Source organism: Streptomyces sp. NPDC086080, assembly GCF_044540255.1.
Lineage (GTDB): Bacteria > Actinomycetota > Actinomycetes > Streptomycetales > Streptomycetaceae > Streptomyces.
In genome coordinates this window covers 1-21,602 of sequence record NZ_JBITRU010000063.1, presented here as the reverse complement: position 1 = coordinate 21,602, position 21,602 = coordinate 1, and the positions used below count along the sequence as shown (strand labels likewise).

General features: G+C 70.3%; 24 protein-coding genes and 1 pseudogene. 15 read left to right on the top strand and 10 right to left on the bottom strand.

Translation table 11 applies throughout. The features are described 5' to 3' along the window. The 8 genes from ACIF9R_RS36870 to ACIF9R_RS36835 all read left to right on the top strand — a co-directional run. Positions 1–568: Tn3 family transposase (locus ACIF9R_RS36870; RefSeq protein ID WP_399987265.1), on the top strand; the 568-nt coding region annotated here is incomplete at its 5' end. Positions 569–738: 170 nt separating this feature from the next. Next, on the top strand, positions 739–1,791 hold the full coding sequence (locus ACIF9R_RS36865) for a hypothetical protein (RefSeq protein WP_399987263.1): 1,053 nt from the start codon (positions 739–741) through the stop codon (positions 1,789–1,791). Positions 1,792–2,093: 302 nt separating this feature from the next. Further along, positions 2,094–3,023 carry a recombinase family protein gene (locus tag ACIF9R_RS36860; RefSeq protein ID WP_399987261.1) on the top strand — a complete coding sequence of 310 codons (930 nt, stop codon included), beginning with the start codon at positions 2,094–2,096 and terminating at the stop codon, positions 3,021–3,023. Between the two features lie 52 nt (positions 3,024–3,075). Next, positions 3,076–3,606, top strand: coding sequence for a hypothetical protein (locus ACIF9R_RS36855; protein ID WP_399987259.1), 531 nt, complete (start codon positions 3,076–3,078; stop codon positions 3,604–3,606). A gap of 295 nt (positions 3,607–3,901) precedes the next feature. Then, a complete protein-coding gene (locus ACIF9R_RS36850) occupies positions 3,902–4,423 on the top strand; it encodes a DUF6069 family protein (RefSeq protein WP_399987257.1) in 522 nt (173 codons plus the stop codon). 261 nt (positions 4,424–4,684) lie between these two features. Continuing rightward, positions 4,685–5,425 (top strand): TetR/AcrR family transcriptional regulator, encoded by a 741-nt coding sequence (locus ACIF9R_RS36845; protein ID WP_399987255.1) that lies wholly within the window; start codon positions 4,685–4,687, stop codon positions 5,423–5,425. 73 nt (positions 5,426–5,498) lie between these two features. Next, complete coding sequence (locus tag ACIF9R_RS36840; protein WP_399987253.1) at positions 5,499–6,446, top strand: alpha/beta hydrolase family protein; 948 nt, start codon at positions 5,499–5,501, stop codon at positions 6,444–6,446. A 269-nt stretch (positions 6,447–6,715) separates the two neighbouring features. Beyond that, the gene (locus ACIF9R_RS36835; protein WP_399987251.1) at positions 6,716–6,862 is read left to right on the top strand and encodes a hypothetical protein; all 147 of its coding nucleotides are present in this window, start codon (positions 6,716–6,718) and stop codon (positions 6,860–6,862) included. A 132-nt stretch (positions 6,863–6,994) separates the two neighbouring features. On the opposite strand, the gene ACIF9R_RS36830 is transcribed toward ACIF9R_RS36835, so the two are convergent. After that, positions 6,995–7,621, bottom strand: a complete 627-nt coding sequence (locus ACIF9R_RS36830; protein ID WP_399987249.1) for a class I SAM-dependent methyltransferase — start codon at positions 7,619–7,621, stop codon at positions 6,995–6,997. 63 nt (positions 7,622–7,684) lie between these two features. On the opposite strand from ACIF9R_RS36830, the gene ACIF9R_RS36825 reads away from it, so the two are divergent. Continuing rightward, positions 7,685–8,347 (top strand): TetR/AcrR family transcriptional regulator, encoded by a 663-nt coding sequence (locus tag ACIF9R_RS36825; RefSeq protein WP_399987247.1) that lies wholly within the window; start codon positions 7,685–7,687, stop codon positions 8,345–8,347. Between the two features lie 168 nt (positions 8,348–8,515). On the opposite strand, the gene ACIF9R_RS36820 is transcribed toward ACIF9R_RS36825, so the two are convergent. Together ACIF9R_RS36820 and ACIF9R_RS36815 are read right to left on the bottom strand one after the other, a co-directional pair. Then, positions 8,516–9,202: a nucleotidyl transferase AbiEii/AbiGii toxin family protein gene (locus tag ACIF9R_RS36820; RefSeq protein WP_399987245.1), complete on the bottom strand. Its 687-nt coding sequence runs from the start codon at positions 9,200–9,202 to the stop codon at positions 8,516–8,518. Continuing rightward, positions 9,199–9,648 (bottom strand): hypothetical protein, encoded by a 450-nt coding sequence (locus ACIF9R_RS36815; protein WP_399987243.1) that lies wholly within the window; start codon positions 9,646–9,648, stop codon positions 9,199–9,201. Before ACIF9R_RS36815 ends, ACIF9R_RS36820 begins: the two co-directional genes overlap by 4 nt. A 191-nt stretch (positions 9,649–9,839) precedes the next feature. On the opposite strand from ACIF9R_RS36815, the gene ACIF9R_RS36810 reads away from it, so the two are divergent. Further along, on the top strand, positions 9,840–9,998 hold the full coding sequence (locus ACIF9R_RS36810; protein ID WP_399987241.1) for a hypothetical protein: 159 nt from the start codon (positions 9,840–9,842) through the stop codon (positions 9,996–9,998). 105 nt (positions 9,999–10,103) lie between these two features. On the opposite strand, the gene ACIF9R_RS36805 is transcribed toward ACIF9R_RS36810, so the two are convergent. Beyond that, complete coding sequence (locus tag ACIF9R_RS36805; RefSeq protein ID WP_399987239.1) at positions 10,104–11,105, bottom strand: alpha/beta fold hydrolase; 1,002 nt, start codon at positions 11,103–11,105, stop codon at positions 10,104–10,106. A 143-nt stretch (positions 11,106–11,248) separates the two neighbouring features. Between ACIF9R_RS36805 and ACIF9R_RS36800 the strand changes: the two genes are divergently transcribed. Further along, positions 11,249–11,875 (top strand): helix-turn-helix domain-containing protein, encoded by a 627-nt coding sequence (locus ACIF9R_RS36800; RefSeq protein WP_399987237.1) that lies wholly within the window; start codon positions 11,249–11,251, stop codon positions 11,873–11,875. Positions 11,876–12,107: 232 nt separating this feature from the next. Beyond that, positions 12,108–12,242: pseudogene (locus tag ACIF9R_RS36795) on the top strand (transposase); the annotation flags it as partial. Positions 12,243–12,298: 56 nt separating this feature from the next. On the opposite strand, the gene ACIF9R_RS36790 reads toward ACIF9R_RS36795, so the two are convergent. Continuing rightward, positions 12,299–12,730 (bottom strand): helix-turn-helix domain-containing protein, encoded by a 432-nt coding sequence (locus tag ACIF9R_RS36790; RefSeq protein WP_399987235.1) that lies wholly within the window; start codon positions 12,728–12,730, stop codon positions 12,299–12,301. A gap of 214 nt (positions 12,731–12,944) precedes the next feature. On the opposite strand from ACIF9R_RS36790, the gene ACIF9R_RS36785 reads away from it, so the two are divergent. Then, entirely contained in the window at positions 12,945–13,703 is a 759-nt protein-coding gene (locus ACIF9R_RS36785; protein WP_399987233.1) for an SDR family NAD(P)-dependent oxidoreductase, read from the top strand. An 86-nt stretch (positions 13,704–13,789) separates the two neighbouring features. On the opposite strand, the gene ACIF9R_RS36780 is transcribed toward ACIF9R_RS36785, so the two are convergent. The 5 genes from ACIF9R_RS36780 to ACIF9R_RS36760 form a co-directional block, all read right to left on the bottom strand. After that, a complete protein-coding gene (locus tag ACIF9R_RS36780; protein WP_399987231.1) occupies positions 13,790–14,527 on the bottom strand; it encodes a dienelactone hydrolase family protein in 738 nt (245 codons plus the stop codon). A gap of 224 nt (positions 14,528–14,751) precedes the next feature. Further along, the gene (locus tag ACIF9R_RS36775) at positions 14,752–15,351 is read right to left on the bottom strand and encodes a hypothetical protein (protein ID WP_399987229.1); all 600 of its coding nucleotides are present in this window, start codon (positions 15,349–15,351) and stop codon (positions 14,752–14,754) included. A gap of 7 nt (positions 15,352–15,358) precedes the next feature. Next, positions 15,359–16,648 carry an MFS transporter gene (locus tag ACIF9R_RS36770; RefSeq protein WP_399987227.1) on the bottom strand — a complete coding sequence of 430 codons (1,290 nt, stop codon included), beginning with the start codon at positions 16,646–16,648 and terminating at the stop codon, positions 15,359–15,361. Positions 16,649–16,767: 119 nt separating this feature from the next. Next, on the bottom strand, positions 16,768–18,885 hold the full coding sequence (locus ACIF9R_RS36765; protein ID WP_399987225.1) for a HelD family protein: 2,118 nt from the start codon (positions 18,883–18,885) through the stop codon (positions 16,768–16,770). A gap of 53 nt (positions 18,886–18,938) precedes the next feature. Next, complete coding sequence (locus ACIF9R_RS36760; protein WP_399987269.1) at positions 18,939–19,604, bottom strand: TetR/AcrR family transcriptional regulator; 666 nt, start codon at positions 19,602–19,604, stop codon at positions 18,939–18,941. A 126-nt stretch (positions 19,605–19,730) separates the two neighbouring features. Here ACIF9R_RS36760 and ACIF9R_RS36755 point away from each other — a divergent pair, with 126 nt between their 5' ends. After that, positions 19,731–20,066, top strand: coding sequence for a YnfA family protein (locus tag ACIF9R_RS36755; RefSeq protein WP_399987223.1), 336 nt, complete (start codon positions 19,731–19,733; stop codon positions 20,064–20,066). Between the two features lie 134 nt (positions 20,067–20,200). Beyond that, complete coding sequence (locus ACIF9R_RS36750) at positions 20,201–21,298, top strand: MerR family DNA-binding transcriptional regulator (RefSeq protein WP_399987267.1); 1,098 nt, start codon at positions 20,201–20,203, stop codon at positions 21,296–21,298. Positions 21,299–21,602 lie beyond the last annotated feature (304 nt).

Sequence of the window (21,602 nt, the reverse complement as noted above, 5' to 3'; positions counted from 1 at the left end):
CCAGCAGTACGACCAGATGGTCAAGTACGCCACCGCCCTGCGCCTGGGCACCACGGAGGCGGAACAGGTCCTGCGCCGCTTCACCCGCGGCGGCCTCAAACACCCCACCTACGCCGCGCTCGAAGAACTCGGCCGCGCGGTACGTACCATCTTCGCCTGCGACTACCTCGCCAGCCCGGACCTGCGCCGCGAGATCCACGGTGGCCTTCAGGTCGTGGAGAACTGGAACTCGGCGAACACCGTGCTGCACTACGGCAAGGACGGCGCCCTGACCGGCCCGGACAAAGAGCACGCCGAGACCTCGATGCTCGCCCTCCACCTTCTTCAGTCCAGCCTGGTCCACATCAACACCCTGCTGCTTCAGCGCGTTCTTGCCGAACCGGCATGGGCGAAGAAGCTCTCGGACGAGGACCGGCGCGGCCTGACCGCGCTCTTCTGGTCGAACATCAACCCGTACGGCACTTTCCGGCTGGAGATGGACAAGCGGCTCGACCTGGCGCCTCAGGCTGTTCCCCGCCCCCGGCAGGCAGCAGACGTTGCAGCACAGGCCGCGCGATCCACCCCGTGAGCGTCAGAGGCGTCCGCCCACGGTCCGACGAACCCAGTTCGAGCCGGGTTCGTGGAGCGACAGATCGCGCCACTCGCGCCTGGAGCCGTTGGCTCCTCTGGCGAAGCAGTCGCGGTGTGTCGCGAGCATGGCGACAATGTCACGACTGAGATGACACACGGGGGTGTCGAGTGAACCAGAACGACCTGGCGGCAATGGCTACACAGGCTCTGATCTCCGTCCTGGGGGGCGCGGCCAGCACGGCAACATCCCAGCTCATACAAGACAGATTGAGCCACTCCGCTCGCGGACGTACTGCTCTGGACAGCTTGAGCGCTTCACCCAGCGATCCCACTGCCCAACAGGACGTTCAAGCTGCCCTCACTGATGAAATCAGCGGCGACGCCGAGTTCGCTGATCGGCTGGCCTTACTTCTTCACACATCCACCCAGCAGACCACCGGAAGTGTGGTCATCACGGGCAGCCGACTGAAACACAACCAGATAGCGCTGGGCCCTTTGACGATCAACAACACGCCTGCCGGACGAATGCTCCTCGCAGCGGCAATCGCCTTGGTCCTCATCCTGCTGGCACTCGCCGCGTACGGCGGCGTGAGACTGATCAACACCGATGACACGCCGAACAGCCAGACGACCACCCAGCACGACGCGAGCGATTCCAACCCCAGCGTCACGGCGTCGGCCGCTGGCACTGCCACGATCCGCAAGATGCTCCCCGAACGAAGTGACGTGGATGTGAAGCTGTTCCCCAAAGCCGAAGCGCCTGAGTTCGCGCCTGCCACTCGCGTTCCCGCCTGCCAAGTGGTGCCGGAATGCCACAAAGCCACAGCCGCCGGTAGCGTCACGTACGACGGAGTCGAAGGCACCGGCGACTCCGCCGAGTTCGTTTTGTTTGCCTTCCCGGATGCTGACTCGGCCCATCTCGCGTATGTGGGTCTCATCGTCAACAGCCGTCACCCAAATCACCCAAAGGTGCAGTTGGCCAAGAGAGGCGAAGAGAGCCAGTTCTTCGAATACCGGGAGCAGAGCGTCTACCACAGCGACGGCAGCCCCAACACCGATGCACCGCCGGAGCTGATCGGCCGCTACGTCTTCTTCCGGTACGGTCCCTTCGTCGCGGTAGTGCAGCAGTTGGGCGGGGACACGGTACTTCGAGGCCCAACACGCCTCCTGGACATGTCTGCGATGCTCGCTGACCGGATTGCGAAGTTCCAGGGGCGTTGAAGGCGGGGGCGACGCGGTTCGGTCGTCCGAGTGACGCAAGGTCCGAATAGGTCCTCCTCGCCCCATGGCCCACGGCCCCGTCGTGCCGACTCCGTATGCATTGTCGACGCCCCGATCCAGGCACTACCCCCTGGACCTCGGACCGAGTCTTCGGTGTCGGCAGACGAACGAATGACGACAGGCGCGGCCGGTGTCCAATGAAGGACCTGACAACGGATCAGATCCAATGAGATCCGATGGCGGATGGTGACAGGGTTTGCTGACAGCTAGGGTCGGATGCGACCACCGACACGGGGAGCGGCATGGCCAACCTGGTCTACAAGCGGGTGTCGACCGACCAGCAGTCGACCGACCGCCAGAACCTCGTCCTCGCCGAAGCCGGGATCGAAGACCCGGTCGTCTTCGAGGAGGACGCCGGCACATCCAGCCGCCTCCACCCGCTGGAACGACCGAAGTTCAGCGAGCTGCTCACCTACGCGCGGCCGGGCGATGTCGTACACATCTCCGAGATGTTCCGCCTCGTACGCGGCACCGGCCACATCCTCGACGTGCTCGACGTCATGCACCGCGACCAGGTCGCCCTGCGCATCCACGACGGCGCGTTCTCCGCGATGGACCTCACCGCCCGCCACCCGCGCACCGGAGAACTGCTGTTCACCGTGAAGTTCATGGTGCAGACCCTCGCCGCCGCCGGCGAACTCCAGCGCGACCTACAGCGCGAGCTGACGTACGACGGACTCCGGGCCGCCGAGGCCAAGGGCAACAAGGGCGGACGCCGCCCGGCCGTCCCTGCCGACAAGACCGCCGACGTGCGCGCCGCGTACCTGGGCGGCCAGTCCATCGCCAGCCTCGCCCGCGACCACCACGTCAGCCGCGGCGCCATCCGTACCGCCGTCTCCGATCTCCTGCCCGAATACACGGCCGCCGACCAGGACGCCCCTGCCCCGGAACTGCCGGTCCTCCTCGACATGCCGGGCAAGGTCGCGGACTTCCTCCGCGCGACCGAACTGGAGCCCGCCGAGCGCGCCGCGCTCGACCAGGGCGTGACCGTACGACGCGGCCAGGGCTACACCCTGCGGGTCAACACCACGCCGGAGGTCCACCGCCAACTCCTCGACCGCTGCCAGCCACTCGACCACGCCACGGCGATCCCGGCACAGCGCAAGGCCCGCCGCGAGTACGCGAACCGCGTCAGCACCCTCGTCGACCCACGGCCTGAGCGTCACTCGTAGCTACTTTGCGGCTGGTGTCTGAGCTAGGACACCGGGGCCGATCCTGCGGGATGTGCTCGGCCGGCCGGCGAAGGACGTTGCGGAGATCCTGGGGGACTCCGTCAACTCCGTGAACAGCGCACTGCAGCGGGCCCGCGCCGGCATGCGGGAGCACCTGCCCGCCGAGCGGCAGGACTGGACCGGCGGCGAGGAGGATGCCGGCACGCGTGAGCTGGTGCGCCGCTACACCGAGGCCAGCGTGGCCACGGACGTCAAGGCGCTCGCCTCGATGCTGCGCGACGACGTCCGTTTCTCGATGCCGCCCACGCCGGGGCTGTATGTCGGCCGCGACACGGTGGTGAACTACTTGGTCGAGAGCGGCTTCGAGGGCATGAAGGGCCTGCGCGCCGTCCGGACCACCGTGAACCGGCAGCCCGCCCTCGCCTTCTACCTCTGGCAGCAGCAGGAGGGCGCGTACCTGCCGCTGACGATCGACGTCCTGCGCGTCACCGGCGGGGCGATCACCGAGATCGTCACGTTTCACGACGACCGGTTCCCGCAGCTCGGGCTGCCGGAGCACCTGCCGGCCGACGGCACGGAGTAGTCCCGGTGCGGACGCTCGCGCTGCGCGGCGGCGCGCGTATCGCCGTGATCGCGGCGGAGTGGCACGACGCGTTCTGCCTCGTCACCCGTGGCCGAGTGCAGCTGGAGCCGCGCGATGGCGAGCCGGGTCCGGTCCTCGAACGCGATGCCGGGTTCTGGCTCCGCGGCACCGGCGTCCGCGCCCTGCGGAACCCAGGCCGCCGCACGGCGAGAGTACGCATCATCACTCCGCCCGGGCGTCAAGACCCTCGCACTCCAGTCAAGACATGCCCATGACCGAATGACGGAGGAACGACATGACCAGCACGAAGGAAACCGGGATCGTGACCGGCGCGGCCGCCGGCCGGACCAGCCACCCCCACCGACTCCGCCGACTCGCCGGCACCGGCTTCATCGCCGCCCTCGCGGCAACGGCGGTCACCACCCTCGCCGCCGCGCTTGTCCGGGCCGCCGGCGTCGACTTCGAGGTCACCGATGGTGGCGAGACGATCCCGCTGTCCGGGTTCGCCGTAGTGACCGGCTTCTTCTCGGTCGTGGGCATCGTCATTGCCGCCGTTCTTCTTCGCTGGAGCGCTCACCCCGCCGAGCGATTTGTGTGGACGGCAGTGTCGCTGACCGCCATCTCGTTGGTCCCGCCCTTCCTCTCCGGGGCCGACACTGCCAGCACCACCGCCCTCCTCGGACTGCACCTCGTCCCTGCGGCGGTGGTGATCCCCACCCTGGCGCGGATCCTGGGCACCCGGACCGATGGACGATCCCTGAGGGCACTTGAGGTTGCTGCTGAAGTCTGGCCGCAGCGATCGGCGTCCGGCTCATGACGGCGCCTGGTCAGGATGTCCGCGTCCTGGGCTTCGGCGGTGAACTGGCCCAGCACCTTGCCGAACACACGGCAGCCCGGCTGACTCCGGAGTCGGGCCGCGTCACTTCGCTGCGCTGCTGCTGATCCGGTCCGACCATCTGTCGGGAAGCGCGATGGCCGCAGGGGGCAGCGTGACGATGAGGCGAACGGACCGCCGACCTCGTATAGCGTCGATAAGCATTATTCGAGCTTCATGAGAAGTTTTGTGTACCATCGCTACATGACGAAGGAAGCTTCACCGGCCCAGCGAACCCGCGCGCTGATCATCGACGCAGCTGCCGGTCTTCTGGCGGCATCGGCCAGTGGAGAGTTCTCGACCCGCGAGGTGTGCGACGCGGCCGGCGTTGCGGCGCCGACCCTGTACCACCACTTCGGCGACAAGGACGGACTGCTGCGAGAGGTGGCGGCGGACAGGTTCAGCCGCTACCTGACCCGCAAGCAGGGCCTGGAGACGACCGGGGATCCGGTCGAGGACTTTCTTCGCGGCTGGGACATGCACGTGGAGTTCGGTGTGACCAACCCCGCGCTCTACACCATCATGTACGGCCGCCCGATGGACGGCCGTACAGCCCCGGCGGATCACGCCCACGCCGTTCTCGTGACGATGATGCGCGACCTGGAGAGAGCCGGACGGCTGCGCCTGCCGGCCGAGACGGCCGCGGACGTGGTGGCCTCGGCCGCGGTAGGGGTCACTCTGCATCTGATCCGCACCCGCGCGGCGGCCGACGACCACCTGTCGGCCATCGTGCGTGACGCCGTCACCGCGGCCGTCATCAGCCCGCCGGCCGTCCCCGGAGCGCCTCCGGTGACGCCGCGGCTTGTGCGAGCCGCCGCGCGACTGGAAGCAGAGCTGCCGCATGGCCCCGTCGGCACGCTACGTGCCTCGGAAACCACACTGCTGCGCGAATGGCTGGCCCAACTGTCCGTGCTCAGCCGCGCGACAGGCGGCGACCCGTCCTGAAGAGGCTCCAGAGCGACCGGCCACACGACCGGCAGATCCCTCGACCTGCGGACTCGACGTGAAAGAGGAGCACATGAGCACCATCCACCAGGAACAGGCCCACAGCGAAGAGGAGATCCAGGGCATCCTGGACGGCATCGCGCAAGGCTTCGGCCACCCGATGCGCTCGCCGATCCTCAAGACCCCGGGCGACTACGGCCTGGCCTACCAGGAGGTGTCCTTCCCCTCCATGGACGGTGTGCCGCTGGAAGCCTGGTACATCCCCTGCGATGGATCGGACAAGCTGATCATCGCCAACCATCCCCTGTGGTTCAACCGCTACGGTTTTCCCGCCCACCTGGAGCCCTGGAAGTCGATCGGGGCAAGCACCGGCAACGACTTCGAGGTCGACTTCGTGCCCGACTACCGCATCCTGCACGAGGCCGGATACAACGTCCTCACCTACGACATGCGCAACCTCGGCCACAGCGGAACCGGCAACGGCGGGATCGGCAGCGGCGGCCGCTTCGAAGCTCGCGACGTGGTCGGCTCTCTGCAGTACGTACGCGCCCGCGAAGACCTCAAGGACATGACCATCGGCCTGTTCAGCCGTTGCCAGGGCTCGAACGCGACCATGTTCGCCATGCAGATGCACCCCGAGCATTTCGAAGGCGTGCGCTGCGTCGTTTCCCCGCAGCCACTGTCGGTCGGCGTCACCATGCAGCGCACTCTGGAGATGCTGGGCCTGCCCGAGCGCCTCGCCGAGCTGGAGGAGAAGGTCCGCCTGATCGTCAGCTTCCCGTTCTCCGAGATGTCGCCGGTCGAGGCCGCCAGGAGCGTCACCGTCCCCACCTTCCTCTACCAGGTCCACGACGACCTGCTGACCCGTCCCGACGACGTCCGGGCGATGTTCGACAACATCCCGATCGAAGACAAGAAGCTGGTCTGGGTCCACGGAACCACCGCCCGCTGGGACGGCTACCTGCACTTCCAGCGCGAACCCGAGGAAATGCTGGACTGGTTCGCCGCCCACATGAATTGACGTCCTCGCCGCCGTGAAGGGCGGCCACTCCGTACAAGGGCGCGCATTGCGTCAGAAACACCCCGCACTGTGTTCCGCCGGTCCCCGGCTTCCTCGCCCCGGCTGAATGGTGTCGTCAGACGGCCGGCGCGAGCTGACGTACGGCGGGCTGCGGGCCGTCAGGCCAAGGGCTGCAAGGGTGGCCGCCGCCCTGCCATCGCGGCCGAGAAGGCCGAAGCCGTGCGCACGGCGTCAGCCGGGGCGCCATCCGCACGGCCGTCGCCGAGCTCATGCCCGAGTACACCACCGTCGGCCACGCGGACACCTCGGCCCCGGAGCCGCCGGTCACCCTCGACATGCCTGGCAAGGTCGCCGACTTCCTCCGCGCCGCAGAGCTGGAGCCCGCCGAGAGGGCCGCTCCCTCGACCACGGCGTGACCGTACGGCGCGGCCAGGGCTCCGGCGGGAGCGTGATCAATCCGGGGCTTTCGCAGAACCCTCACAGATGAACATGTATGAGAACGACCGTGCGCGACGTCCGCGACACGAAGCCGCCCGGTGCGACTGAGCTCACGCCGCGGCGGCGGCGCGGTGCAGTGTGAACCAGAACGTCGGGACGGGGTTCGTGCCGGGCGTCACGTCGGCCAGCTGCCACCCAGCGAACCTGGCGCTGAGTTCGTCCGCAGTGACGCCGGACCACGAGTCGTCGAACGCCCCGGGCCCGTACCCGAACATCAGCAATCGTGCGCCGGGGGCGGCGCGCTTGGTGAGGCCGGCGGCGTAGGCGTCGCGGCGGTGCGGTGGAATCCCGCAGTAGCAGCTCAGGTCGAAGAACAGGTCGTACGGGCCGGGCACGCCCGCCTCGTCGAGTCGGGTGGCGTCCCCGCACAGCACCGTGACGTCCGCTCCGGCCGCGGCGGCCTTCTCCCTCGCCTGCCGGACCGCGCGGTCGACCAGGTCGACGGCCGCCACCCGCCAGCCGTGCCGGGCCAGGTACACCGCATTGGTCCCGGTACCGCAGCCGAGTTCGAGGGCCTGGCCCGGCATCAGCGCGCCGGGCCCCTCTATCAGGGCCACGAGCTCGGGCGGCGTGATGCCGCTGTCCCACGGCGGCTTGCCGTCCCGGTAGAAGTCCTCCAACGCGCGGCGCACAGCCGCCTCTTGGTCGAGCTCCGCAGCCGTCCGAGTCTCGCTCATCGCTACCCCTCCAAGAATCTAGAGTCCAACTCTAGTGAGTCACTCTAGAGATAGACTCCCGGCATGGATGCGGTCAAGGGATCCGACGGACAGAACGTCAAGCGGCCCGACAAGCGGGCCGAGCGTTCGCGGCGCACCCGCGAGAAGATCGTCGCGGCGGCGCGGGACCTGTTCGTCGCGCAGGGGTACGGAGCGACAAGCCTCCAGGAGATTGCGGATCGCGCGGGCGTGGCTGTTCAGACCGTGTACTTCGTGTTCCGTAACAAGCGTGCGTTGTTCAAGGACGTCGTCGACATGTCCATCGCGGGCGACGCTGAACCGGTCGCCACGATGGACCGCGACTGGTTCCGCGCCGCGTGCGCCGAGCCCACCGCGGCCGGGCAACTGCGCGCTCACGTGCGGGGCGTGCGCGACATCCTCGGCCGTGTCGCCCCGGTCATGCCGCTGATCGCCACTGCGGCGGCCACGGACCCGGAGATCGCCGCGCAGTGGCCCGCCGGCCCCGACCCTCGCTACACCGTCCAGCACTCCGCGGCGAAGGCACTGACCTCCAAGCCCGACGCCCGCCCCGACGTCGATACCGCCCGCGCCGCCGACCTGCTGTACGGGCTGCTCAGCCCAGAGCTGTACCTGATCTTTGTCCGCGACCGGGGCTGGTCCCCCGAGGCCTGGCAGGAGTGGGCCTGTGCGGCCCTCACTGCCCACCTCTGCACTGATCACGAGTAGGCCACTGGGCGGGGGGCCGGAGGTCGCTGAGCCCGCAGCGGGCCGGCGCCTGCGCGAAGGCGGTCCCGGCCCTGAAGGCGCGGTCTCAGGGCGGCCGAAACCGACAAGCCCGTCGCCGCAAGGTGGACGGGAATCCCCTTCCTGAGCTCGCGAAGAGAGGGGAGAACTTCAGCGGTCGGTGTCCTGGTCGCGCAGCAGCCGGCGGCCGAGGTCGTCGGCCCATTCCTGGGCCCAGGTCATCAGCTCGTCGACCAGCCCGGTATCCACTCCGTACGCCTCGAACTCGGCGTCGTCGATCCAGGCAACGGCGGTCAGGCGGGTCTGCAGGGAGTCGAGGTCGAAACGGTCGCGGGCGTGGCGTCGGCCGAATTCCTCCAGGTCGGTGGTGGTCCAGCGGCAAGAGGCGGCGAAGACGTCCAGGGCGTCCCGAGCGAGGCCCCGCTCGGCCAGGGCACGGACCTTGGTGCCGATCACGTCCTCCTCGGCGAGTACGGGCCCGTAGACACTGGAGGCGACGGGGCGGAAGAAGACCTCCTTGAGGACGTCCACCTCGCAGGCCTCGCGGGCGTCCGTGCGGGCGTCCGTGCGGGTTTCCGTGACGTTGAGGCGGGCCGAGAGCGGAGCGACCTCGATGACGTCGACCTGCCAGCCCCGTGCGGTCAGGCCGTCGGTGAGAGTACGGACGATCTCATTCATGGGCGCCGGGTTCTCGGTGGCGACGTCGAGGTCCTGGCTCGGACGGGCGAGGAGCTCGTGGACCTGGACGGCGTAGCCGCCCGTGATCACCAGCGGATAGAGGGAACCGACGGCCAGGACATCCGCGAGGAGGCGGGCGTGCAGGTCGGGGAGCCTCACGCGGCGGCAGCGCCCGCGTGCGGGCGGCGCCGGGCAGGGGGCTGGGCGGCAGGGAGATCCGCCAGGGCCCGCAACTCCGGAAACGCCTCCTCCCACACACCGCGGACGGTGGTCGAGACCAGGATCCGCAGGGTGGGCCACAGCCTCAGCAGAAGGTCGTGGTTGAGCACGGTGCACAGGTCCTCGCGCATGCCTTCGGCGAGGACGGTGCGGTACAGGCTCATGCGCTGCCGTTCGTTGCCGAGGTCGAAGGCACGCAGTCCGGACCAGACGACGGTGGACGGCGGCTCCACGATCCCTTCCGCGGGGCCCCGCAGATCCAGGAGGTCCGACGGCATACGGCACCGGAACTTCTCCCGGTACAGCCACAGGTCCGTGCCGCCGGGGCCGGCGGGACCGCCGGCCCCGGCGTGGGCGGAAGCTGATCGCTGTGGCACGGATGACATGCCTCCATTATGTCGTGCCGCCCGGGGAGGAAGTCATCGGCTTCGGTGCAGCGGTCGACGTCCTCACGGCTCCGCCGCCACCCTCACCCCCGCCCGGCGGAGACGGAGACTCCGCAAAAACCCGATAGGCGGACGAGGCGACCACTACTGCCTTTCCGCAGGCCGTGCGAGAGATCGAGGAGGTGGTACCTGTGAACGCAGTATCGACATGGGTGCTCCCCTCCAGGGTCACGGTCGGGCGATGGACAGGTCGTCCGGGAGCGCCGTTCCAGTGCAGCGCCATCCTCTCCGTGCACCGCGGACACCTCGCCCGCTGCCGATTCCTCGACGGCGCCCAGGGCTACCGCTGATTCCCGTTCGGATACTCCCCGGGGGCCGCACATGACCGCCCTTTCGCGGAGGCGGTCGGGAGCATGGGCAAAGCCGTATCGAACCGAGTCGACAAGCCCGGTCGTTCACGGCCGAGTCGTTGGCCCCGGGAGGGCGTTGAGCCAGTCCGTCAGCAGACGGTTGGTCTCCTCGGGGCGTTCCTGCTGGACCCAGTGGCCGCAGTTCTCCAGGATGTGGGAGGCGGTGAGGCCGGGGAGGGTGGTGGGGAAGGCATCGATGGCGTCGGACATCCAGGTGGTGGAGGCGTCCAGGGCGCCACCGATGAACAGGGACGGCTGGGTGATCGGGGCTCCGCGGTGGGGGGCGAGATCTTCCCAGTCGCGGTCCATGGTGCGGTAGCGGTTGAGGGCGCCGGTGAGACCCGTGCGCTCGAACTCCCCGGCGTAGACGTCGAGATCGTCCTCGGTCAGCCAGGCCGGGAGGCCACCGGCGGGGAAACGGTCCCGCAGCCGGCCGCCGTGGGTGACGAAGTAGGGGTCGGGCTCGCCCCGGGCGGGCATGGTGTCGGCGGACAGGGCGGCGTAGAAGCCCGCGAGCCAGCCCCGGACGTCGGGCTCGATCTCCGTCTCGGCGCGGCCGGGCTCCTGGAAGTAGGAGACGTAGAACTCCTGCCCGGGGCCGCCGATCCGGCTGAAGACGTCGGTGGGGCGCGGGCCGCCGGGTGGCGCGTACGGGACGCTCAGCAGGGCGACGGCCCGGAAGACCTCGGGGTGGAGCAGGGCGGAGGTGGCTGCGATGGTGGAGCCCCAGTCATGGCCGACGACCACCGCCCTCTCCTCGCCGAGGGCGTGCACGAGGGCGAGGTTGTCCGCCACCAGGTCCAGCAGCCGGTAGGCGTCCCTCGCCGCGGGCCTGGACGAGCGTCCGTAGCCGCGCACGTCGAGCGCCACCGCCCGGTAGCCGGCCGCGGCGAGGGCCGGGAGCTGGCGCCGCCAGGAGTACCAGGACTCGGGGAAGCCGTGCACGAGCAGGACCAGCGGACCGGTGCCCAGCTCGACCAGGTGCAGGCGCCCGGCGGGGGCCTCGACGGTGCGATGACGGGGTGCTGCGGACGACTCGGACTGCACGGGGACTTCTCCTCGCTTCGCGGGCGGACGCGGGTACCCATCGATCATGCGGCGCGGCGACCGGCCGACGCGATCAGCTGTGCCGGTCTGGCAAACTCGCAGGACAGGACGGGGATCGGCACGTCCGGAAGGGGCCGGAGCGGGTGACAGGCGACGACGTGGCCGACACACTGGCGGCGATGGGCCCCCGGCTGCGGGCCGCACGCGTACACCGCGGCGCCACGCTCACCGGCGTCGGCCGCGCGACCGGCATCTCCCTGAGCACGCTGTCGCGGATCGAGACCGGCCGGCGCAAGCCCACCCTGGACGTGGTGGTGCGGTTGGCGAAGGAGTACGGCGTCTCCCTGGACGAGCTGGCCGGCACTGCCCCCGCCATCCCCGCCATCCCCGCCGCCGAGCCGCCCCGCACCTCCGCGCTCCGGCGTTTCGGCGACGACAAGGCGGTGCTGCCGCTGACCCGGTACGTCGGGGGCCTGCACGCCCACAAACACGTCCTGCCCGCCGTCCAGGAGCCGCCCGCGCGGCCCCGGCAGGTCTCCCACGACGGCTGGGAATGGCTGTGCGTCCTGTACGGGAGGCTGTGGCTCGCACTCGGCGACCAGGACCTCGTCCTCAGGGCCGGGGACGTCGCCGAGTTCGACACCCGCAGCCCTCACGGGGTCGCGAACGCCGGCCCCGGTGGGCCGGTCGAGTACCTGATCATGTTCGGTCCGCAGGGAGAGCGTCTGCGACCGCGCACCCCGCCCGCCTCCCGCCCCACGGGCCGGTAGCGGCCCAGGAAGCTGATGTGGTCGAACCGGAGAGGAGAACTCCCGCACCCCGCGCGACTCCCTGTACGTGCTGGACGTGCTCCACGACCGCGCCGCCCAGCCCCAAGCCCTGCCGGCCCTCGCCCTGTGCCGGGCTCGCGGCCGGCAGGCCGTCAGGCCGATCTCCTCAGCGGGCAGACCCGCCCCCTGATGCGCCGGCCCTGGGGGCACCTCCGGGCCGAAGGCCGGGGGAGAGTTCCCCGAACTCGTCCGCCACTACTGGCGGGCACAACGCCTGTGGTCCGGCTCGTACTTCGCCGGTTCCGTCGGCGGCGCACCGCTTAGCACCGTGAAGCAGTACATCGAGCAGCAGAACCGGCCGCTCTGACCCGGGTTGAGGTGAACAGTGCGCATCCATGCACACAGCTGAGGTCAGAGCAGTTCTCAGATTCGCTTCACCACCGGGCCGAAGCCCAGTGCACTGCGAATAGTCCCGGTAGCCCTCATGGCTGGCTGCTCAGGCTCGGGTGAACGCATCCGGGGCGAGATGATCAGTTTGTAGGCTTGCAGGCTTCCTGCTCGCCGAGTCAGGGGCAGCATGGTCATGCCGTGGCGGGTGACGGGCTTGAGCCGGAGACGAGGATCGCCGGTCTGCGGCGCCCCGATGAGTTCGCCGATGTCCACGCGCAGCTCGCGCGCCAGGGGGAGCAGCAGTTCGAGGGTGGGGCGGCGCTGACCGGTCTCCAGGCGGGAGAGCGTGCTCAGGGAGATCCCGGTGGACCGGGCGAGGAAGGTCAGCGACAGGTTGCGCTGAGTGCGCAGCCCTTTCAGGCGGGGTCCGACCGCCGCCATCGTCGATGCGGTCTCTTCATCCATGCCCCTCACCTTGCCACCGCAGCAAGGATCTTTGCAGGTGGATTCGCGGGGTCCGACTGTGTCAGCAGGCACCCCGATGCGGGCGATGACACAGGACAGGACACGGTGCGATGACCCGAGCCGGCTCGCCCACCGCCCCTCTCACCGCCCGGCACACCGGATGAACAACCCGCACCCCACGCACCGCACGCACCACGGAGAAGGAAGCAGGATCATGAGCAAGGACCTCGCCCAGCAGACCGCCCTGGTCACCGGAGCCACCGCGGGCATCGGCCGCGCCACCGCCCTGGCCCTGGCCGCGCGCGGCGCCGACATCATCGTCCACGGCCGCGACGAGGAACGCGCCGCCGACGCCCTCCGGCGGATCGAGGCCCTGGGAGCGACCGCCCGCTTCGAACCCGCCGACCTGTCCGACCCCCTGGAGGTGACCGAACTCGCCGAACGCGCCGGTGAGGTCGACATCCTGGTCAACAACGCGGGCATCTTCCACTTCGCCCACACCGCCGACACCGACCCGACGACCTTCGACGCCCACATCGCCGTCAACCTGCGCGCCCCCTACCTCCTCGTCCAGGCCCTCGCCCCCGGCATGACCCGACGCGGACACGGCGCCATCATCAACATCAGCAGCGGCGCCGCCACCACACCCGGGTCCGGCAGCGGCATCTACGGCGCCACCAAGGCCGCCCTCGAATCCCTCACCCGGGTCTGGGCCGCCGAGTACGGCCCCGGCGGTGTCCGCGTCAACGCCGTCGCCGCGGGCCCCACCCGCACCGAAGGCACCGCCGCCTATGGTGACGCCTTCGAATCCGCCGGACAGGCCGTCGCCCTCAAGCGTCTCGCCGGCCCCGAGGAGATCGCCGGCGCCGTCGCCTTCATGGCATCCCCGGACGCCAGCTACGTCAACGGCGCCACCCTCAGCGCCATGGGCGGCCAACCCGCCCTCGGCCAGGTACAGCACCTTCCCGAATGATCATTACCGAGAATCGCCGGGCTCGGGGGAGGAGACTGTCGGTGCGCGACGCCGACCAGGCCTGAACACCAGCATGTTTGCATGGGTCAAGCCCCCAGGTCCTCCGTCACGGGCAGGCACTCGGCGAGCAGGGCGACGATGTCACGCCAGGCTCGCTGCGCGTGCCGTGGGTGGTAGCCGACGCCGGGGACCACGGGGTGGTCGACCGGCGGGTGATGGAAGGCGTGAAGGGCTCCTCCGTAGACCACGAGGCGCCAGTCGACGCCCGCGGCCTGCATCTCAGCGGTGAACGCGTCCCGTTGGGCGGGCGGCATGATCGGGTCTTCCGACCCGACCCCGGCCCACACCGGGCAGCGAATGCGCGCCGCCTCGCCCGGCCGGCCCGTGGTCAGCGCGTTGACTGTCCCGATCGCGCGCAGGTCGACGCCATCGCGACCGAGTTCCAGTGCGACTGCGCCCCCGGTGCCGTAGCCGACGGCGGCGGTCCGGTCGGGGTCGGCCCGTAGTTCGGCACGCAACACGTCGAGCGCCGCATGACCGATTCCTCGCATCCGGTCGGGGTCGGCGAGCAGCGGCATGCAACGGGCCAGCATCTCCTCAGGGTCACCTAAATAGCGTCCGCCATGGAGGTCGAAGGCCAGCGCCACATATCCCAGCTCGGCGAGAGCCTCGGCCCGGCGACGCTCGATGTCGCTGAGCCCCATCCCCTCAGGTCCGATCAGGACCGCGGGCCGGCGATCGGCACCTGCCGGGAGCGCGAGGTGCCCGATCATCGTCAAACCATCAGCCGGGTACTCGACCGTACGCGTCGTGATCGTCGTCATGCGACGGGACTGTAGTGATCGTCGAGCCCGCTCCGGCCGCTGTTCTGCCGCCGGCAGAACAGCACAGGTGTCCCTCTGGATACGGGACGGGCCCGTGAATACGGGACGGGCCCGGTGCTCAGAGCTTCAAGATCATCCCGTTGCCCCTTGACACCAACCGCTTCGCCGCTGGGGTCCGGTGAAACGGCTCCCATGAACGGCTCCCATGCCTGACCCGGGGCCGGCTACGGCGCCTCCGCGTCGGGAAGCCGGGCCAGAGCGGCACCGAGCTGGATCGCGGACACCGACCCGCCGGCGGGCAGTCCGGCCTCGCGCCAGGCCCGGCCGGCGGCGTCCCGGTCGCCCTCGGCGGCGGTCAGGACGTTCTCCTTCGCGCTGTTCTCGTGGATCGGGTCGGTGTCCGGTCCGCAGTCGGCGAGATGAACGACGGTACGGACCTGCAGCTTGGCGTTGGAGGCCATCTGCTCGTTGAGCCGGTACACCCGCAGCCGATGCCCGACCAGCCCCCGGGCCCGCTCGATCATCGCCCGGCCGGCCTCGCTGTCCCCCCGGTCGGTGCGCAGGCGCTCGAGTTCACCGGAGGTGTTGCGCAGCACGAGCACACCCCGCGTACTGGTGGCCTCCACCCGCACGGACAGCAGGGTCGCCGTGAACTGCTTCGCGGAGTCGAGACGGCGCAGATCCTGCCCGACCGTGTCGGCGAGCGTGTAGAGGTGGACCGCACGGGCGCGGACCTGCTCGGTCCAGTCGGCTTCCGCACCGGGCGGACACGGGCCGACCGCACGCGCGGCGGCGAGGGTGAGTTCGAGGTCACGGGGATTCACCCCACCATCATGGCGCTCCGCCGGGCCGGTGTTCGGTGATCCAGCGGGCGGCGAGGAGCCCGGAGGCGGCGGTGAGGACCGCGGCGGCGATGACGGTGGCGTTCAGGCCGAGGGCGTCGGCGAGGACTCCGGCGACGAGGGCGCCGGCGGCGTAGCCCATGTCGCGCCAGAACCGGTAGGTGCCGAGGGCGTTGGCCCGCCAGGCGGGGTGGGCGTGGTCGGAGATGGAGGCGATGAGGGCCGGGTAGACCATGGCGGTGCCCAGGCCGAGGAGGACCGCGGACAGGATGCCCGCGAGCAGCGGTCGGTCGAGCAGGGCGAGGGCGAGGACGAAGCCGGCGGCCTGGACGAGCATGCCGTAAACGATGAGCGGTTTGCGGCCGACGCGGTCGGCGAGGTGGCCGGTGGGGATCTGCCCCAGTCCCCACAGGATCGGGTAGAGCCCCTTGATCAGGCCGACGGCCGCCAGCCCGAGGCCGTGGTCGGTGAAGAGCAGGGGGAAGACGCCCCAGGTGAGGCCGTCGTTGAGGTTGTTGATCAGCCCGGCCTGGCTGGCGCCGCGCAGGGAGCGGTGGTGCCAGGAGGTGCGGGTGAAGGTGGCCTTCAGGCCGGTGTCCTCATGGGTCGGCAGCGGCTTGGTGTGGTGGGCCAGTTCGAGGGCGACGTGGGCGGCGGTGTCGCGGACGACGAGGGCCAGGGCGAGGCCCGCGGCGACGAAGACGACGCCGATGAGCTCGGGGACGGGGCGCAGGCCGTAGGAGGTGGCGAGGTAGCCGGTGAGCAGGGCGGTGACGCCGACGGCGGTGTAGCCGGCGGCCTCGTTCAGGCCGGTGGCCAGTCCGCGCCGGGAGGGGCCGACGAGGTCGATCTTCATGTTGACGGTCATCGACCAGGTCAGGCCCTGGTTCAGACCGAGCAGGACGTTGGCGGCGACGATCCAGCCCCAGGAGGGGGCCCAGGCGAGGGCGAAGGGGACGGGGACGCCGAGCAGCCAGCCCGCCACCAGCAGCTGCTTGCGGCGGAAGCGGGCGGTGAGCGCTCCGGCGGCGAGGTTGGTGAACGCCTTGGTGAGGCCGAAGGCGATGATGAAGGAGAAGACGGCCAGGTCGCTGGTCAGGCCGAAGGTCTCGGAGCCGATGAGCGGGACGGTGGTGCGTTCCAGGCCCACCAGGCCACCGACGCAGATGTTGACGACGACCAGCAGGGTGAACTGCAGCCGGTTCTCGCGCAGGCCGAGCCGTACGGGCCGCCCGGCGGCATCGGTCGCGGCGGGGGCGGTGGTGGGCGTGGTGTTCACGGGCTGCTGTCCTCCGTGCGGAACGGGGGGTGGGGGTGTGCGGTCACACCCATCCGACTCGAATACAATAATCCATGGAATTATGGAGAATGCTCCCGCGGGGCACACGAAGACATGGATCAGTGCCGCCCTTCTTGGGCGTGCTCGGTGTTCAGGACGTTCAGCGGTGCGATGTTCCGTGATGCCGAGGGCCGGATCGCGGGCGGCAGTGGTGCGCAGTGCACGATGTGGAGGCGGGAGACCGCTCGGGTGAGGGCCACGTACAGGCGGTTCGTGCCGCGGGGCTCGGCCTGGACGATGGCCGAGGGCTCGACCACCACGACGTGGTCGTACTCCAGTCCCTTGGCGGCGGAGGCCGGCACGACGGTGAGGCGGGCTCCCGGAGCGTCCGGTCCGGATGCCGGGATCCCGGCCGCGACGAGAGCGCCGTGGAGCTTCGGTGCTTCGGCGTCGGCCGCGATGACGCCGATGGAGCCTGCGTGCTCCAGTGCCGCGTTCACGGCCGCGACCGTCGCGGCGGTCGTGTCGTGGGCCATCTCGATGCTCACCTCTCCGTCACGGCGGAGGGATCGGGCGGACGGCACGTCCGCGTCGAGGTGGTGCAGCAGGCGGTTGGCGAGTTCGGCGACGGCGGCGGGGACGCGGAATCCTGCGGTGAGTGGGGTGACGGCGGCGTCCGGCTTCCCCAGGTGGGTGAGGAACTGCGGCCAGTCACGTGCGGCCCAGGGGGTGGTGCCTTGGGCGAGGTCCCCGAGGACGGTGACGGATCCGAAGGGGGAGCGGCGGGCGATGGCGCGGCACTGCATGGGGGACAGGTCCTGCGCTTCGTCGATCACGACATGCCCGTAGCCGCCGGGTCGCTCGATCAGGCCGGCCAGCTCGTCGAGGAGGACCAGATCGGCCGCCGACCAGCGGGCCGACCGGGCAGAGCGCGGGGGCTCGGGCCATAGGAGGGACTTCTGCTCGTCCGCGTCGAGGACGCCTTCGGCCGCGGCGGCCAACGTGTCCGGACGGGAGAGCAGACCGGCGAGGATCTCCTCGGGTCGCACGGCGGGCCAGAGGGTGTTGAGCAGGGTGGTGACCGGGCGTGCCCGGGAGACCTTCTGTACCCAGGTATGGGTGCGGGGGCCGCCGCGGCGCTCGGCCTGTGGCCGAACGGCGCGGACGATGCGGGTACGGACGCGTTCGCGCCCCACGGCGTAGGGGGGTTCCTCGGTGCGCACGTCCCGGACGATCTTCTCCAGTTCGTCGGCGGGTACCCGCCAGCGGTAGGAGCCGTCCGGCAGTACGAGCGACTGCGTCGCCTCTGCGCTCACTCGCGCGTAGAGCGCGCGGCGCAGGACCTCCGCCATGCGGATGTCGTGCTTGACGATCGCCGCGGCGTCACTGTCCTGTGCCGTGACCGGGTGACGGGCGATCTCGTCGTCGAGGACGGACTGCCTCACTCCGGTCTCGCCGAGCGCGGGCAGGACTTCGGAGATGTAGGAGAGGAAAGCGCGGTTGGGGCCGAGGATCAGCATTCCGCCGCGCTGGATGCGCTGCGGGTAGGTGTAGAGGAGGTAGGCGGCGCGGTGCAGTCCGACCGCGGTCTTGCCCGTGCCCGGGGCGCCCTGGACACAGAGGGACGTGGCGAGGTCCTCACGTACCAGGTCGTCCTGCTCGGGCTGGATGGTGGCGGCGATGTCGCGCATGGGACCGATGCGGGGGCGCTCGATCTCGCCGGCGACGATGCCGCTTTCCCGTACCTCGCCCTCACCGAGGTGCTCGTCCTCCAGGCCGGTGAGGTCGGCCGAGTCGCCGCGACCGGCAGGTGACCAGCCGAAGCGACGCCGGACGGCGACGCCTTGCGGGTTGCGGGCGCTTGCCTGGTAGAAGGCGCGCGCCACCGGTGCGCGCCAGTCGACCACCAGGGGCGGGGCGGACGGATCGCGCGCGACGCGCACACGTCCGATGTGGTACTCCTGCCCGGCGTGGTCACCGGCCGCCCGGGGGTCCCGGGCGAAGTCGAGGCGCCCGAAGAACAGCGGGCCCTCGGGCAGCTCCCGAAGCTCCTTGGCCTGGCTGCGCAACCGGTGGCCGAGCACCTCGGCATCGGCGCCGGACGCGGAGGCGTTCTCACCGACCACCACCTGTTCCCGCGCGCCGTCGATCATGGCCTTCAACGCTGCCCGGCACGCGTCGTGGTAGGCGCGTTCCCGGGCCAGGGCATCACTGAGTACGGAGTCGGAGCGTGGCATCCCCCCACAATAATGCAACCGAGTAACGTTTTTAACTTGGTTGCTGTTCGGGGTCAGGCGAGGTGCGGCAGTCCGGCCTCGAGTTGCGCGAAGGCCGACCGGGCCACCGCCACGGCCTCGGGATAGAGCCCGTCCGCGCCACGGCCTGCGGTGATGTGGCGCCAGTTCTCCCGCGCGAGAACGCGCTGGACGGCAACGATCTGCCCGGCGGCCAGACGCGCCTGGACGCCACCGCCGATTTCGCCGATTTCGCCGACTTCACCGACTTCACCGACTTCACCGGCAAGAACGTCGGCGAGCGCGGCCTCGTCCCGTTCCCCATGAGCGTGCAATCGCGCCACCAGTGACGGTGTCCCGTACAGCAGCCGGTGGAAGGCGAGCACCTCGGCGTCGTCGTTCAGACCGGTCACCGGATCGCGCCGGGCGAGCCCGTCCAGGAAGTGGCAGCGCAGCGCCTCCAGCGGAGAGGACCCGGCCGGGCGCCGTGCGACCACCCTGCCGGCCTCCCCCTCGTTGTCGGCCAGCCGGTGCAGAACAAGGTCCTCCTTGGCCGGGAAGTACCGGAAGAGCGTCGGCTTGGAGACATCGACCGCTGCCGCGACATCAGCGACGGTCACCTGCTCGAAGCCCTTCTCCAGGAAGAGCCCGATGGCGGTGTCCGACAACCGCCGGTACATCTGCCGCTTCTTGCGCTCGCGCAGCCCGCCCACATCGCCCATACCGGGAAGCGTACGCAGCGACCACCCGTACGCTGTCACGCCTCCTCGGCGCCGCCCTGCCCACAGGGCGGACAGGGGGGTACAGGCCGCGATCACCCACCCAAGGCGCCGGTAGGGTCGGCCGATATGACCATCGCTCGTTCCGTCGCCCTGTTCGTCGTCGCTGCCCTCTTCGAGATCGGCGGCGCCTGGCTGGTCTGGCAGGGGATCCGCGAGCACAAGGGCTGGATCTGGATCGGCGCCGGCGTCATCGCGCTGGGCCTGTACGGCGTGGTGGCCACCTTCCAGTCCGACGACAACTTCGGCCGCATCCTCGCCGCGTACGGCGGGATCTTCGTGGCCGGGTCGATTGCCTGGGGCATGGTCGCCGACGGCTACCGCCCCGACCGCTACGACGTCATCGGCGCCCTGGTGTGCCTCGCCGGCATGGCCGTGATCATGTACGCGCCCCGCGGCCACTGACCGAGGTCCGGCAGCGGGCGAGGAGCCCACAGCGGCCAGAGGCAGGGCCCAGCCACCCAGAGCCGACGCCGCCGGCTCTTGACCCTCACGTGGCGTCAGGCTTCACAGTCGGTGCCGTGGAAGAGCGCTGGACCGTGGGACGCGTGGCCGGACTGACCGGCGTGAGCGTCCGCACGCTGCACCACTACGACGAGATCGGACTCGTCCGGCCATCGACGCGGACCGCGGCCGGGTACCGGGCCTATGCGGCGGGCGACGTGGAGCGGCTGCGCCAAGTGCTGGCCTACCGGCGGCTGGGCTTCGGACTGCGGGAGATCGGCGAACTGGTCGGCACCCCGTCCACCGACGCGATCGCACACCTGCGCCGGCTGCGCGGCCTGCTGCTGGAGCGGCGCGATCGCGCCGACGCCATGGTGACGGCCATCGACCGGGAACTCGAGGCGCGGGCGAAGGGACTCACGGTGACACCGGAGGAGCGACGGGAGATGCTCGGCGCACGGCTGTACGACGCGATCGGCGGCGCCTACACCGCCACCCGGCGCACCGACCCACGGATCGCCGCGCAGATCCGGGACGCGCTCGGGGACGCGCGGACGGTGCTGAACGTCGGGGCGGGCACCGGCTCCTACGAGCCCGCCGACCGCGAGGTGACCGCGGTGGAGCCGTCGGCGGTCATGCGGGGGCAGCGGCCCGCCGGCTCGGCGCCGTGCGTGGCCGCCGCGGCGGAGCGCCTGCCGTTCGGGGATCACTCCTTCGACGTCGCGATGGCCGTCTCCACCGTGCACCACTGGGAGGATCCGATAGCGGGGCTGCGCGAGATGCGGCGGGTGGCCCGCCGCATGGTGGTGCTGACGTTCGACACCGACGAGCCCGGATGGCAGGACCGGTTCTGGCTCACCCGCGACTACCTGCCCGAGTTCACCGCCGTCCTCGCGGAGTTTCCCTCGCTCGCCGGGATGGCCGACGCGATCGGCGCTCGCGCGGAGCCGGTGCCCGTCCCGTGGGACTGCGCCGACGGTTTGTTCGAGGCGTACTGGCGCCGCCCGGGGGCGTATCTGGAGGAGCATGTGCGCCGTGCAATGTCGGTGTGGACGAGGGTCGGGCCGGAGGCCGAGCAGCGGGCGGTACGACGCCTCGGCGACGACCTCGACTCCGGCCGGTGGGCCGAGCGCAACGGCAGCCTCGCCGGCCTCGACGCGGCAGATCTCGGCCTCCGCCTGCTCATCGCCTGAACCGCGGCGCGTCGGACGCCGACGGGGCCGGCGGACGGCGCTCTCCCGCCTCGACGGCATCGGCCGACCGCCGCCGACCAGAACAGCCGTTTGGGCCGGCAATGATCTCCTGCCATTCTTCTCGCCATGTCCGCACGAAACCGAAAACTGCCCCGGCACCGTGCCTGGCCGCTGACCACCAGCGACATCGACGAGGGTCTCGGCCCTCTCTTGACTTCCTCCCCCTCCTGAAGGAGGGGGATTCCTACGGCTCGCGCCGTGGGGTTTTCTGCTTCATCGCCGACTGCCCGCCCGGAGTACTCCG